Source organism: Sphingomonas sp. SDUR79 (assembly GCF_056821745.1).
This window is the reverse complement of record NZ_JBPDIN010000001.1, coordinates 961,319-974,789: the sequence shown is the minus strand read 5'-3', so window position 1 is coordinate 974,789 and position 13,471 is coordinate 961,319. Positions and strand designations below refer to the sequence as shown.

The 13,471-nt window shown below is 64.9% G+C and carries 13 protein-coding genes; 7 read left to right on the top strand and 6 right to left on the bottom strand.

The window, feature by feature from the left end:
- Positions 1-2: 2 nt before the first annotated feature.
- The 4 genes from ligA to ACRYLO_RS04640 all read right to left on the bottom strand — a co-directional run bounded on the left by ligA (position 3) and on the right by ACRYLO_RS04640 (position 3,673).
- A complete protein-coding gene (ligA, locus tag ACRYLO_RS04655) occupies positions 3-413 on the bottom strand; it encodes a protocatechuate 4,5-dioxygenase subunit alpha (protein ID WP_482659097.1) in 411 nt (136 codons plus the stop codon).
- Positions 410-1,435 (bottom strand): amidohydrolase family protein, encoded by a 1,026-nt coding sequence (locus ACRYLO_RS04650; protein WP_482659096.1) that lies wholly within the window; start codon positions 1,433-1,435, stop codon positions 410-412. Before ACRYLO_RS04650 ends, ligA begins: the two co-directional genes overlap by 4 nt.
- Before the next feature lie 124 nt (positions 1,436-1,559).
- Positions 1,560-2,411 carry an NAD(P)-dependent oxidoreductase gene (locus ACRYLO_RS04645; protein WP_482659095.1) on the bottom strand — a complete coding sequence of 284 codons (852 nt, stop codon included), beginning with the start codon at positions 2,409-2,411 and terminating at the stop codon, positions 1,560-1,562.
- A 53-nt stretch (positions 2,412-2,464) separates the two neighbouring features.
- Positions 2,465-3,673, bottom strand: coding sequence for a LysR family transcriptional regulator (locus tag ACRYLO_RS04640; RefSeq protein ID WP_482659094.1), 1,209 nt, complete (start codon positions 3,671-3,673; stop codon positions 2,465-2,467).
- A gap of 185 nt (positions 3,674-3,858) precedes the next feature.
- Between ACRYLO_RS04640 and ligK the strand changes: the two genes are divergently transcribed.
- The 4 genes from ligK to ACRYLO_RS04620 all read left to right on the top strand — a co-directional run bounded on the left by ligK (position 3,859) and on the right by ACRYLO_RS04620 (position 7,825).
- Entirely contained in the window at positions 3,859-4,533 is a 675-nt protein-coding gene (ligK, locus tag ACRYLO_RS04635) for a 4-carboxy-4-hydroxy-2-oxoadipate aldolase/oxaloacetate decarboxylase (RefSeq protein ID WP_482659093.1), read from the top strand.
- Between the two features lie 162 nt (positions 4,534-4,695).
- Entirely contained in the window at positions 4,696-5,748 is a 1,053-nt protein-coding gene (locus tag ACRYLO_RS04630; protein ID WP_482659092.1) for a 4-oxalomesaconate tautomerase, read from the top strand.
- Positions 5,745-6,638, top strand: coding sequence for an amidohydrolase family protein (locus tag ACRYLO_RS04625; RefSeq protein ID WP_482659091.1), 894 nt, complete (start codon positions 5,745-5,747; stop codon positions 6,636-6,638). Before ACRYLO_RS04630 ends, ACRYLO_RS04625 begins: the two co-directional genes overlap by 4 nt.
- Positions 6,620-7,825: a multidrug effflux MFS transporter gene (locus tag ACRYLO_RS04620; RefSeq protein WP_482661672.1), complete on the top strand. Its 1,206-nt coding sequence runs from the start codon at positions 6,620-6,622 to the stop codon at positions 7,823-7,825. Before ACRYLO_RS04625 ends, ACRYLO_RS04620 begins: the two co-directional genes overlap by 19 nt.
- A gap of 117 nt (positions 7,826-7,942) precedes the next feature.
- Here the strand turns inward: ACRYLO_RS04620 and ACRYLO_RS04615 are convergent, their stop codons facing one another.
- The gene (locus tag ACRYLO_RS04615; RefSeq protein WP_482659090.1) at positions 7,943-9,049 is read right to left on the bottom strand and encodes a 5-methyltetrahydropteroyltriglutamate--homocysteine S-methyltransferase; all 1,107 of its coding nucleotides are present in this window, start codon (positions 9,047-9,049) and stop codon (positions 7,943-7,945) included.
- Positions 9,050-9,129: 80 nt separating this feature from the next.
- On the opposite strand from ACRYLO_RS04615, the gene ACRYLO_RS04610 reads away from it, so the two are divergent.
- From ACRYLO_RS04610 to ACRYLO_RS04600, 3 genes are read left to right on the top strand one after another with little or no spacing between them, the layout of a single operon-like run.
- Positions 9,130-10,152: a Rieske 2Fe-2S domain-containing protein gene (locus ACRYLO_RS04610; protein ID WP_482659089.1), complete on the top strand. Its 1,023-nt coding sequence runs from the start codon at positions 9,130-9,132 to the stop codon at positions 10,150-10,152.
- Positions 10,149-10,574, top strand: a complete 426-nt coding sequence (locus tag ACRYLO_RS04605) for a Saro_0803 family transcriptional regulator (protein WP_482659088.1) — start codon at positions 10,149-10,151, stop codon at positions 10,572-10,574. The genes ACRYLO_RS04610 and ACRYLO_RS04605 overlap by 4 nt, the downstream gene beginning before the upstream one ends.
- Positions 10,575-10,622: 48 nt before the next feature.
- Positions 10,623-11,945, top strand: coding sequence for an MFS transporter (locus ACRYLO_RS04600; RefSeq protein ID WP_482659087.1), 1,323 nt, complete (start codon positions 10,623-10,625; stop codon positions 11,943-11,945).
- A gap of 274 nt (positions 11,946-12,219) precedes the next feature.
- On the opposite strand, the gene ACRYLO_RS04595 is transcribed toward ACRYLO_RS04600, so the two are convergent.
- Positions 12,220-13,368 carry a hypothetical protein gene (locus ACRYLO_RS04595; RefSeq protein WP_482659086.1) on the bottom strand — a complete coding sequence of 383 codons (1,149 nt, stop codon included), beginning with the start codon at positions 13,366-13,368 and terminating at the stop codon, positions 12,220-12,222.
- Positions 13,369-13,471 lie beyond the last annotated feature (103 nt).

The following is a 13,471-nucleotide window of genomic DNA, read 5'->3' as shown; positions in this document are numbered from 1 at the left end:
GCTCAACGTCCTTCTTTGATCGAGCGGACGCCGATGGGCGAACGCCCGCCGCGCATCATCATCTCGCGATATTCGGGGAAGCTCATATCGGTCATCGTGCTGACCGCCTCGGCAAAGGGGATGCCGTCGGTCGAGAACAGCTTGGCGAGGAAATAGACGTTGCCGCCCAAATCGAGGCACTTGTTGTAATCGCGATCGAGCAGCGCCTGTTTCATCTCTTCGCTCAGCGGCCATTCGTCGAGATAGGCGCGCTCGTCCGCCTTGAACCGTTCGCGGTTCTCGGCCTTCATCAGGCTCATCGCGAACTGGTTCATGTGATAACCGGCGCGCGCGCGCTTGGCCGTGAACACGCGCGTGCCGGGGATATCCTCGAACTCGGCGAGATAGGCGTGGATGTCGGTGTGGTCGGTCACAGGCCGCGCTCCTTCAATTTGGCGTCGAGGCGGGGGAAGACACGGCGGGCATTGCCGGAGAATATTGCGGCCCGCTCCGCATCGCTGATGTCGAGGGCATCGACGTAGCGCTTGGTATCGTCGAAATAATGCCCGGTGGTGGGATCGATCCCGCGCACCGCGCCGACCATCTCCGACCCGAACAGGATATTCTTGTTCTCGATCACGTCGGCCAGCAGGTCGATGCCCGGCTGGTGATAGACACAGGTGTCGAAGAAGATGTTGTTCATCAGATGCGTGTCGAGCGCCGGCTTCTTCAGCATGTCGGCAAGGCCGCGATAGCGCCCCCAATGATACGGCACCGCGCCGCCGCCATGCGGGATGATGAAGCGCAGGCTCGGGAAATCGGCGAACAGATCGCCCTCCAGCAACTGCATAAAAGCAACCGTGTCGGCGGCGATGTAATAGCCGCCGGTCGCGTGCATCGCCGGGTTGCAGCTGCCTGAGACGTGGATCATCGCCGGGACGTCCAGCTCGACCATCTTTTCGTAGAACGGATACCAATAGCGATCGGTCAGCGGCGGATGGGTGAAATGCCCGCCGCCCGGATCAGGGTTGAGGTTGCAGCCGATAAAGCCGAGTTCGGTAACGCACCGCTCCAGCTCGGCGATGCTCGCACTCATATCGGCCTTGGGCGATTGCGGCAGCATGCACACGCCGACGAACGTCTCCGGGAACAGCCCGACGACGCGCGCGATCAGATCGTTGCAGCGGCGCGCCCATTCGATCGCGACGCCCTCGTCACCAACATGCGGCGCCATCGCCGACGCGCGGGGAGAGAAGATCGTCAGGTCCGCGCCGCGTTCCTTGATCAGGCGCAGCTGGTTCGCCTCGATCGTCTCGCGGATCTCGTCATCGCTGATGTCGGGATAGGGCGGGCACGGCGTCCCCGCCTTGAACGCGGCCTTCTGCTCCTCGCGCCAGGCGTCATGCGCCTTGGGCAGGACAGTGTAATGGCCATGGCAGTCGATGATGAGGCTCACGCATTCCCTCCAGAAACCTTCGTCGTCCCGGCCTTGAGCCGGGACAGGGCTTTCTTCCTGTTCGAGCGACCAGAAAGGCAGCCCGGCCCCGGCTCAAGGCCGGGGCGACGAAGGGAAGCGGCGATCATGCCACCCGCCCCTCAATCGCAACCAGTTTCGCCGTCAGCCCTTCGGGCGGCGTCATGCCGAGCGCACCCAGCTCCCGCTGCCGCACGATCGTGCCGCGCGTCATCGCCGGATCAACGCCGAGATCGCTCAGCGTCTTCGCGACCTCTTCCATCTCGGCGGCGCGGCGGGTGCCGTGGGCGAGCATCCGATCAAGATTATAGTCCGCGCGCGCGGCCCACGCCCGCTCTTTCCAGCTCGCATCGAGCGAGGCGAGCACCGCATCGCGCACGCCGGCACGCTCCGCCGCCAGCACGCATTCGGCGGTCAGTGCCTCCAGCCCCTTGACCATCACCGACCGGATCATCTTGATCGCCGAGGCATCGCCGACGCTGGGGCCGGCGATCGCCACCTTGCTAAAGCCATAGGCGCGCAGCGCGTCAGCGGCGGCATCGGCATGCGGCCCCGCGACCAGCAGCGGCACGCCCAGCCGCGCGGGCAACACCGGCGCCATCACCGCAACATCGACATAGCGCCCCCCCGCCGCCTCGATCGCCTGCGCCGCTTCCCGCTTCGTGCCGGGCGCAACGCTGTTCATGTCGAGCCACAAGGTTCCGGGTTTCAGCAGCGGCGCGCAGCGCTGCGCGGCGGCGAGCGCTTGGTCCGCAGTGACGAGGCACAGCACCAGATCGGCGCGCGCCAATGCTCCGGCGGGGGTTGCGGACCAGCGGATTTGGGCGGATTCGAATTGGGTGATCTTGAGTGGACGTGTTTCGCCATTCTCGGTGGCGATGTCGAATGCGGCGACGCCGGGTTGGGCGAAGGCTTGGCCTGCTTCGCCAAATCCCAGAAGAGATGTCCACTCGATCATGCGGGTCATGAAGCGTTGTTGCGCGACATGTTCCAATCGGATTGCGCCGCGCGCTATCCGTTTTTCTGAAGTCTGGTTTCGTCCGAAGCGCGGTGGAGCAGGTCGAGCATGCGGGATTGGGCGCGGGTGGGGCGCCAGTTGGCTCGGGTGCTGATGCCGATCGTGCGGACCGCGCCGGGGAGTTGGGGGCCGATACTTTCGAGCATCCCTGCCCCGACCTCCAACGCGACCTGATCGGGGGATAGCAGGGTCAAAAGGTCACTCTGCACCAGCAGGCCGCGGATCACCATCACCGACCCGCACTCGATCGGCACCGGCGGCAACGCGCGCCCGTCAAACAGCGCCTCCCAATGCGTGCGCAGCGGCGTGCCGATCGGGCCGACCACCCAGGATTGCGCGGCGAGCGTGTCGAGATCGACCGGCCCCTGCGCCAGCGGATGCCCGCGCCGCCCGAAGATCGCCAGCCGGTCGGTGAACAGCGGCACCTGCTCGACGCCTGGCGGGCAATCGTCGCGCAGCGCGCCGACCATGATGTCGATGATGCCGTCGAGCAAAGGATCGACCAGCTCACGCCACGACCCCTCGACCACATCGACCACGGTACGCGGCTCCTCGCGCAGGAATTGGGCGAGGCTGTGGGGGAGCAGCAGCGCGCGGCTGAGCGGCATCGCGCCGATCGCGATGCGCCCGCCGGTGCCGTCGTCGCCGCGAGCCTCGGCGATCCCGGCGGAGATCTCGCTGGCGGCAAGGCGCACGCCGCGCGCCAGCGTGCGGCCTGCCGGAGTGAGCGCCATCCCCCTCCCCCGCCGCTCGGCCAGCGGGGTGGCGCACACCTGTTCAAGCTCACGCACCGAGCGATGCACCGCAGGCTGCGACATGCCGCTCGCCGCAGCCGCACCGGCAAAGCCCTGTGCGTCGGCGAAATGAAGAAATGCGTCGAGCTGGGTCGCGGTCATCAGCAGCTCAGGCCGCGCAAACCCGCGCGTCCCACCACGCGCCGAGCGCCGCGTTGCGGCGGCGAGCTGGTCAAAGGCGCGCGCCACCCGTTCGGCCAGCGCGGTGCCGGCGGGGCTCGGCGTCACCCCGTCCGAATGCCGATCGAACAGCGTGACACCGAGCTGCTTTTCCAGCTTGGCGAGGCCCTGGGTCAGCGCCGGCTGCGACAGCCCCGCCGCTTCCGCCGCGCGGTTGAGGCTGCCCTGCGCGATCACCTGCCCCAGCGCGCGCAAATGGCGGAGATTGAGGTCGAACGGACGGATCATGCCGCCAACATATCCGAAAATCTTATTACATAAACGGAATTCATATTATGGTGTGTTGGAGATCGGCAGCCATGGAAGGCGAACAAGTCGCCGCCGACTGTGAGATGTCCAAAAAAGCGAACATGTGGCGCAACAAGGCTGCATCGGCCCAAAGGCGGATTCGACATTCCGCACCGGAGAAGACAATGAGTGCACGCGTCGTTCAAAACATCCAGCGGACCCCGATGGACATCGTCGATGGCCTTGCCGAAGCGGGCGTCGCGACGGTGCATGAGGCGCAGGGGCGGATCGGGCTGCTCGCCCATTACATGCGCCCGATCTATTCCGGAGCGCGGATTGCGGGGAATGCCGTGACGATCTCGTCGCCGCCGGGCGACAACTGGATGGTGCATGTCGCGATCGAGCAGTTGCAGGCGGGCGACATCCTTGTCCTCGCGCCCACTTCCCCCTGCGTCGATGGCTATTTCGGCGACCTGCTGGCAACCAGCGCGATGGCGCGCGGGTGCCGGGGGCTGGTGATCGATGCGGGCGTGCGCGACGTGCGCGACCTGACGCAGATGGGCTTTCCCGTCTGGTCGAAGGCGGTGTTCGCGCAGGGGACGGTCAAGAACACTTTGGGGTCGGTCAATGTGCCGATCGTGTGCGCCAGTGCGGCGATCGAGCCGGGCGATGTGATCGTTGCCGATGACGATGGCGTGTGCGTGGTCAAGCGCGCCGATGCTGCGGCGGTGCTGGAGGCTGCGCGCAAGCGTGAGGCTGCCGAGGAAGCCAAGCGGGTGCGGCTGGCGGCGGGGGAGCTGGGGCTCGACATCTACGACATGCGGCCGCGGCTGGCGGAGATGGGGCTGAAGTATGAGTGACCACCTATTCCTCCCCCAACGGGGGAGGGGGACCGCCGAAGGCGGTGGAGGGGCGGCCGCGCAGACGGCCGTAACCAGCTCGGCAAAATTCCGCCGTCTTCGCGGCGGCCCCTCCGTCGCCTTCGGCGCCACCTCCCCTGCGGAGCAGGGGAGGAATTTCTTATGACCGGCGTCCGCTGCATGTGGATGCGTGGGGGGACATCGAAGGGGGGGTATTTCCTTGCCGATGATCTGCCCGCCGATACCGCCGCGCGCGATGCGTTTTTGCTGCGGGTGATGGGATCGCCGGATCCGCGCCAGATCGATGGCATGGGTGGCGCCGATCCGCTGACGAGCAAGGTCGCGGTGGTGCGCAAATCTGCGCGCGACGGGGTCGATGTCGATTACCTGTTTCTGCAGGTGTTCGTCGATCAGGCGATCGTTACCGATGCGCAGAATTGCGGGAATATCCTGGCCGGGATCGGGCCATTCGCGATCGAGCGCGGGCTGGTCGCGCCGCACGATGGCGCGACGCGCGTCGCGATCTTCATGGAGAATACCGGGCAGGTCGCGGTGGCGACGGTCCAGACGCCCGGCGGCACGGTCCGCTATGAGGGCGACGCCAGCATCAGCGGCGTGCCGGGGACTGCAGCCCCCATCCCGCTTGCCTTTCGCGATACTGCAGGGTCGAGCTGTGGCGCGTTGCTGCCCACCGGCAACGGCGTCGACGAGATCGACGGCGTGCGCGTGACGATGATCGACAATGGCATGCCGTGCGTCGTGATCGCGGCGGCCGATGTCGGCATCAGCGGATACGAGGATCGCGACACGCTCGACGCCGATGCGGCAATGAAGGCGAAGGTCGAGGCGATCCGGTTGAAGGCCGGGCCGCTGATGAATCTGGGCAACGTGACCGACAAATCGGTGCCCAAGATGATGCTGGTCGCCGCCCCACGCGAGGGTGGCGGGATTGCCGTCCGGTCCCTGATCCCGCACCGCGTCCATGCCTCAATCGGCGTGCTGGGTGCAGTCAGCGTGGCGACCGCGTGCCTGATCGAGGGATCGCCGGCGGCGGCGCTGGCGGTGGTGCCGGAGGGGCGGTCGCTGACCCTGGGGGTCGAGCATCCGACCGGGGTGACCGAATGCGTGGTGACGCTGGATGAGGCCGGCGCACCGATTGAGGCCGGGATGCTGCGGACGGCGCGCAAATTGATGGATGGGGAAGTCTTCGCATGAGCACGACCGACGCCGATGGGCGCATCCGCAGCTGGACGCTGGAGCCGTCCAAGCCGCGCTTTACCCCGCCGCCGGGCGCGGTCGATGCGCATTGCCATGTCTTCGGGCCGCAGGCGCAGTTCCCGTTCAGCCCCAAGGCCAAATATCTGCCACAGGATGCCGGGCCGGACGCGCTGTTCGCGTTGCGCGCGCGGCTGGGCTTTGCGCGCAACGTCATCGTGCAGGCCAGCTGTCACGGGACCGACAATGCCGCGACGTTGAATGGCATTGCCGTGTCGGGCGGGACGTGTCGCGGGGTCGCGGTGGTCGATCCGGCGATCAGCGATGCCGAGCTGGATGCGCTGCACGCGGGCGGCATTCGCGGGGTGCGGTTCAACTTCTTGAAGCGGCTGGTGGACGATGCGCCGAAGGACAAGTTTCTCGACGTGGCGCAGCGGATTGCGCGGCTGAACTGGCATGTCGTGGTCTATTTCGAGGCGGATATCCTTGAGGAGATGAAGCCGTTCCTTGCCGCCATCCCCGTGCCGATCGTGATCGACCATATGGGCCGGCCCGATGTGCGGCAGGGACCGGACGGGGCGGACATGACCGCGTTCCGCGCGCTGCTCGACAGTCGCGACGATATCTGGACCAAGGTCACCTGCCCCGACCGGCTCGATCCCGCCGGACCGCCTTATGCGGACTTTGTGAACGCCGTGCGCCCGCTGGTCGAAGCCTATCCCGATCGGGTGTTGTGGGGCACCGACTGGCCGCATCCGAACATGGAAAGCGTGTTGCCCGATGACGGCGCGCTGGTCGATGTGATCCCGGAGATCGCGCCGACTGCGGAGTTGCAGCACAAGCTGCTCGTTGCCAATCCGATGCGGCTTTACTGGCCCGAGGAAGCCTGACCATCGCGCCGGCGCGCGCCGAGGCGACGAGGGGGCGGCTGATCCTGCTGGGCGGGATCATCGCGCTGGGGTCGCTAGCGATCCAGATCATCGTCCCTGCCCTGCCGCAATTGGTTGAAGGCATTGGCGCGACGCCGGCGGGCGGGCAGCTGGTCATCTCGCTCTATCTGATCGGGCTGGCGCTGGGACAGCTGGGCTGGGCGCCGGTTGCGGATCATCATGGGCGCAGGCCGGTGCTGATCGGCGGGCTGGTGGTGTTTTTGATCGGGACGCTGGTGTGCGCAGTGGCGGGCGATCTGGCGACGATGCTGGTCGGTCGCGCGGTGCAGGCGATCGGGGCGTCGTCGTCGCTGGTCGCTGGGCGCGCGATGGCGACCGACACCGCACCGGTGGGCAAGGCAGCAGCGCCGCTCGCGATCCTGACCAGCGTGACGTTGATCTCCCCTGCCCTTGCCCCGGCGCTGGGCGGCGCGGTGACGAGCATCGGGGGATGGAGGGCGCTGTTCTGGATCCTTGCCGGGCTGACGCTGATCGGCGGGGCGCTGGCATTGCGGATGCTGCCCGAGACGCGGGCGGGCGACCGGGCGCCGGTCCACCCGCGCCGGATCGCGAGGACCTATTGGCAGGTGCTGTGCCAGCGGGGCTATCTGCCGCTCGCGCTGTCCAATGCGTTGATCAGCGGGGGGTTCTTCACCTTTCTGGCGGCGTCACCATTCGTGCTGGATGCGGCGGGGGCGACGCCGGCGCAGGCGGGGCTGTTCTATTCGGCGGTGGCGTGCGCGATCATTGGCGGGACGTTATGCGTGCCGGTGGTGCTGCGCCGCTGGCCGCGCGGGTTGAAGCCTGCGGGATCGGTCGCGCTGGGCAGCGGCGCGGTGGTGATCCTGATCGTTGCGGCGACGGGGGCGCATCTGGCGGGGCTGTTCGTGGCGATGAGCCTGATTGCGTTCGGCGCGGGGCTGACCGGGCCTGCCCTGCTGGCCGAGGCGATCGAGCAGCAGCGCGAGCGGGCGAGCGCGGCTACGGGCCTGTTCGGGACGATGCAGATGGGCGGCGCGGCGCTGATCTCGACGCTGGCGGTGCGGATCGCGCCGGACCCGGCGGTGGAGCTGGGGGTGATCGGGGTGTTGGTGGTGGTGGCTTTGGGGTTGCGGGGCTTGGGAAATCAGCCGGTTAGTGAACCGTAGACTTCACCCCCGCGTAGGCGGGGGCCTATCTCCCGGACTATCCACAAACAGCACCGGTTCGGTTGCCGATCGTGCAGGAGATGGGCCCCCGCTTTCGCGGGGGTGACGGTCGTGGGTTCAGCCCCAGACGTCCTTCGCCACGTCGATCACCAGGCGCATCTTTGCCGCCTGCTGCTCGACCTCGATGTCGTTGCCATGGACGGTCGAGGAGAAGCCGCATTGCGGCGACAGTGCGAGCTGGTCGAGCGGGGCGAACTGCGCGGCTTCTTCGATGCGGCGCTTGATGTCGTCCTTCGATTCCAGCTCGCCGAGCTTGGTGGTGACGAGGCCGAGCACGACGGTCTTGCCCTTGGGGACGAAGCGCAGCGGGGCGAAATCGCCCGAACGGGGATCGTCATATTCGAGGAAATAGCCGTCGATCTTCAGTTCGTTGAACAGCACTTCGGCGACCGGTTCGTAACCGCCTTCCGCTGCCCAGCTCGAGCGGAAATTGCCGCGGCAGAGGTGGACGCAGACGACCATGTCGTCGGGCTTGTCGCGGATCGAGTCGTTGATGATGCGGGCGTAGAGGCGCGGCAGCTCGTCCGGGTCCATGCCGCGCAGCCTCGCGTTCTCGCGCTGCGTGTCGTCGCACAGGTACGCGAGGTTGGTGTCGTCGAGCTGGAGGTAGCGGCAGCCGGCGTCGGCGAGGCTGGCGATCTCTGCACGATAGGCGGCGGCGAGGTCGGTGTAGAAGTCCTCGAGGTCGGGATATGCTGCAGCATCGATCGCATCGCGGCCGCCGCGAAAGTGCAGCATGGTCGGCGACGGGATCGTGACCTTGGGCGTGCGGCTGGTGCAGCTGGCGAGGAATTCATAGTCGGCGCGCTGGATGTCGCGGGCATGTTCAATCTTGCCCGTGATCTTCATCACCGGCGGGGCGTAGGACAGCTCCTTGCCGCCATGCTGGTGGAAATGCACCGCGGTGCCGCCGGCTTCTTCGACGCCGTCGAGCTGGAGCAGGAAATCGGTGTGGAAATAGGTGCGGCGGAACTCGCCGTCGGTGATGCCTTCCAGCCCCAGATCCTCCTGGAACTTCACGACGCCGCGAATCGCTTCGTCCTCGACTGCGCGCAGGGCGGCGGCGTCGATGCTGCCGTCCTTGAACGCGGCGCGGGCGTCGATCAGCGCCTTGGGGCGGAGGAAGCTGCCGACATGATCGGCGCGGAACGGGGGTGTGGGCATCCTGATTCTCCTTGCGATATTTGTAAGTGTTACATACAAAATGCTGCGACGATCGATAGGACAGGATGAGGAGCGAGGCAATGACCTGGATCACCAACCGCTGGTATGTCGCCGCATGGGATTCGGAGGTGGACCGCACGCCGATCGCGCGCACCATCTGTGGCGAACCGGTGATGCTGTACCGCAAGCTCGACCGCAGCGTGGTGGCGATGCGCGATGCGTGTCCGCACCGGCTGTTGCCGCTGTCGATGGGGTTCAAGGAGGGGGATTCGATCCGGTGCCGCTATCACGGGCTGCTGATCGAGCCCGACGGCTGTGCCAGCGAAATGCCGATCAAGTCGGAAGCGGTGCCCAAGGCGGTGTGCGCGACGCTGTATCCGGTGGTCGAGAAGCACCGCTTCGTGTGGGTGTGGATCGGCGAGGCGGCGAAGGCCGATCCGGCGACGATCCCCGATTTCTGGCCGTGCAGCGCGCCGGGGTGGACGTTCGACGGGGGGTACAACCATATCAGCTGCGATTACCGGCTGGTGATCGACAACCTCATGGACCTGAGCCACGAGACCTGGGTGCATCAGGGGTCGATCGGGCAGCATGAGATTACCGAGGCGCCGATCGAGACGGTGGTCGATGGCGAAGAAGTGTTTGTCCGCCGCTGGATGCCGGGGATCGAGCCGCCCCCCTTCTGGCGCGACGCGCTGCGCTCGGCCGGGCCGGTCGATCGCTGGCAGGTGTGCCACTTCATCCCGCCCTCTTCGGTGCTGATCGATGTCGGCGTGTCGCCGGCCGATGCGGGCGATACGATCGAGGAGCATAATTCGGGGGTGCGCGGCTTCGTCGTCGATGCCATGACACCGGAGACGGAAACGACGACTCACTATTTCTGGGGCATGGCGCGCAATTTTGACATCGACGATGCCGGCTTTACCGCACGGTTCAAGGCGCAGCAGGGCCAGGTGTTCGACGAGGATGTCGAAGTGCTGGAGGCGCAGCAGCGCAGCATCGTGGCGAATCCCGACATGAAGCTGCGCGGCTATTCGATCGATCAGGGCAGCGTGCGCGCGCGGACGATCATCCGCAAGCTGATGGAGGCGGAGACCGCGTGACGATCGGGCGCGGCGATCTCGACCGCAACCTTGGCCTGCGGCTGCGGCGCGCGCATGGCGCGGTGCAGCGGCATTTCGTCGAGCATTTCGCCGATCTGGGCCTGACGCAGAAGCAGGTGTCGGTGCTGTGGCTGACCGGGGATCACCCCGATCTGGCGCAGGCCGACCTGGCGGTCGCGCTCGACATGGATCGCGCGACGACGATGGCACTGGTGCACGGGCTGGAGAAGCGCGGGCTGGTGTCGCGCAGCCCGTCACGCACCGACGGGCGACGCATCGCGTTCCGCCTGACCGACGCGGGTGAGGCGTTGCTGGCGCAGGCCAAGGCGGCGATTGCGGAGCATGAGGCATGGCTGAAGGCACGATTCAGTGCAGCCGAACTGGCAACACTTGAGGAATTGCTCGCACGCATCTATCGATAGGTTGTTTTCAGATATAACAATGGCCGGACACTGGCCGCTGGAGGGGAAATGGCTACCGATCCGCGCGCGGTGATCGACCGCGCACCAATGTCCCGGTTCCAATGGGGCGTGGTTGCGACGATGGTGGGGCTCAACGCGCTCGACGGGTTCGACGTGCTGTCGATCAGCTTCGCCTCGCCCGGCATCGCCAAGGATTGGGGCATCGACCGCGCGCAGCTGGGCATCGTGCTGTCGATGGAGCTGGTCGGCATGGCGATTGGCTCACTCTTTCTGGGCGGCATTGCCGACCGCATCGGGCGGCGCGCGACGATCCTGTCGTGCCTCGGCATCATGACCATTGGCATGCTCGGCGCGGCCACGGCGCATGACGTCTATACGCTGATGATGTGGCGCGTGCTCACCGGGCTTGGCATCGGCGGCATGCTGGCAGCGACCAACGCGGCGGTGGCGGAGGCGGCGAATGCCAAACACCGGTCGCTCGCGGTGGTGCTGATGGCGGCGGGCTATCCGGTCGGTACGATCATCGGCGGGTCGATCTCCGCAGTGCTGCTGTCGATGTATGACTGGCGCGCGGTGTTCGTATTCGGCGCGGTATGTTCGCTGCTGTTCGTGCCGCTGGTGCTGTGGCGCGCGCCGGAATCGGTCGCGTTCCTGATGCACAAACGCCCACCCAACGCGCTCGAGCGGATCAACGCCAACCTCGCCCGCATGGGCCATCCGCCGATCGATGCGCTGCCCGAACCGGACGTGGTGACGTCGCGCAAGGCACCGCTGGTCAATCTGTTCTCGCCCGGATTGATCCGGCCGACGATCCTGCTGACGCTGGCCTATCTGGCGCACATCATGACGTTTTACTTCATCCTCAAATGGATCCCGAAGATCGTCGTCGACATGGGCTTTCCGCCGCCCGAGGCCGCAGGCGTGCTGGTGTGGGCAAGCATCGGTGGCGCGACCGGATCGCTGATCCTGGGGCTGTTGACCGGCAAGATCCGGCTGCTCGCGCTCACCGTGGTTGCGATGTTGCTGTCCACCGCGCTCGTCATCCTGTTCGGACAAGGACAGAGCGATCTGGCCGGGCTGTCGATGGTTGCCGCGGCGGCTGGCTTTGCCACCAACGCCGGCGTGGTCGGCCTGTATGCGCTGATCGCCCAGTCCTTCCCGACCGGCGTTCGCGCCACCGCGACCGGATTTGTCATCGGCGTCGGGCGCGGCGGATCGGCGCTGGCCCCTGCCCTTGCCGGGTTCCTGTTTGCAGCGGGCTACGGCCTGCCGACGGTGGCGATCCTGATGGGGCTTGGTTCGATCGTCGCGGCGGGCGCGCTGCTGGCGATGCGCGGGTGGAAGGCACCGGTTGAGGGGGCCGCCGGTTAATAACCGACCATTGGGGTCGGAGACACGGGGGGTGAGTGACGAAACCGACCGTAGCCTCTGCGTCGCACAGGTCGCCGACTAGCTGCTGATTGTGGGCAATGCGAAGATGACATGGACGTCGCCATGCGCGTTCACGGAAGCCGTTAGTGTGGGTAACGTGCCGATCAAGTCCCCGAGCGCCCGCCATCGGTAGCGGATTGCAGCGGATCCATTTGCCGCCGGCTGGCGTGGTGTGTCGTCTACCTCCTCGCGGAGAGCCTTTTACACGCAGGGTCTAACGTCGCGCCACCAGAGCTAGCTTCCAAGTGTTGCCTACGACATTTTTGAACATTGGAACCGCGCGTTTCCGTTCGGCGGCAGCAGCGATGTCCGAAGTTTTCAAGTAGTCGAGGCGAGCGGCATGAATTTCAATCGCTTGTCGATACAATGTACGTGCCATTGCATGTCCTTCTGGGAAAGTTTGGAATATATTTCCACCTACTTCCAAATAGCTGACATCTTCGATTCGATAATCAGGGTCATAGCGACTGCAATAAGAGTACAAATGTCCGTAATGGATCGCCGCATCGCGGTGGCGTCCGACCTTGATCAAGTTTGCTATTAAATCACTCGCAGCATGGGAAGTCCACATCGCAACAGTCTTCGAATCATGCCTGCAAGGATCTGCCGAATGTTTAGCAAAGTTCAAGCCCAACGTCCCGGCGAAGATAGCAACATCCATATTCCCATAAGACACTGCATCTCGCGCAATATCACGATATATTGTAGAACAATGTCCTTTACCGAAATATTTTTTGATACGCTTCAAATTAACCTTAGCAGGTCCCGACCTTCCGACTGACGCGTCAATCATAATTAACGCCCTTAAATAATAATTTGATATTGTTAAATCTTCTGGCCGTTTATTTGATTTCCAGCCAAGCTCTCGCTCGACATATTGCATCTGCCGCGCTGGATCGGTAAACTTCTTGGTGGAATTTAGGGTATCAAAGATTTTGTATGGATCTGAATCGCCATCATATTCCGCAGATTTTTGAACCGGACCCTGCGACCTCATTTGGTTCTTGTGATCCTCGATCCATTGCATAATTTGGGTTAATCTTGCTGCAGCATGATTTCCTGCGCTGATATCCCCTGCTTTGTCGGCTAAATTTCGCGCCGAACGCCACAATCTATAACATCCGTAAATGGCGAAGCGATCAGGGTGAACGGAGAGACGGTTTGAAAATCCGTTCACCTGCTCGCAGTCTTCAGCTGCTTGTACATATAGTGTCAGCGCTCGTCGGAAGTCGCCGCGCTTATCTGCCGCATCTGCCGCATCTGCCGCGCTCGTGACACTTGGAATACGCTCGTGATAAGCTTCCCGGGCGTCAATAAGGGCAGTATCCTCGGAGGAAGTTTGCGCCGGTTGCAGCGTTGCCATAGTGGCTAGAAGCGGAACGAGCGATGCCCAAATCATTGGGGAAAGGTAGCAGGTTGTAGCTGGCTTATCACCGGTCAAAAGCGGTTGGACTCGAGCGGCTGAT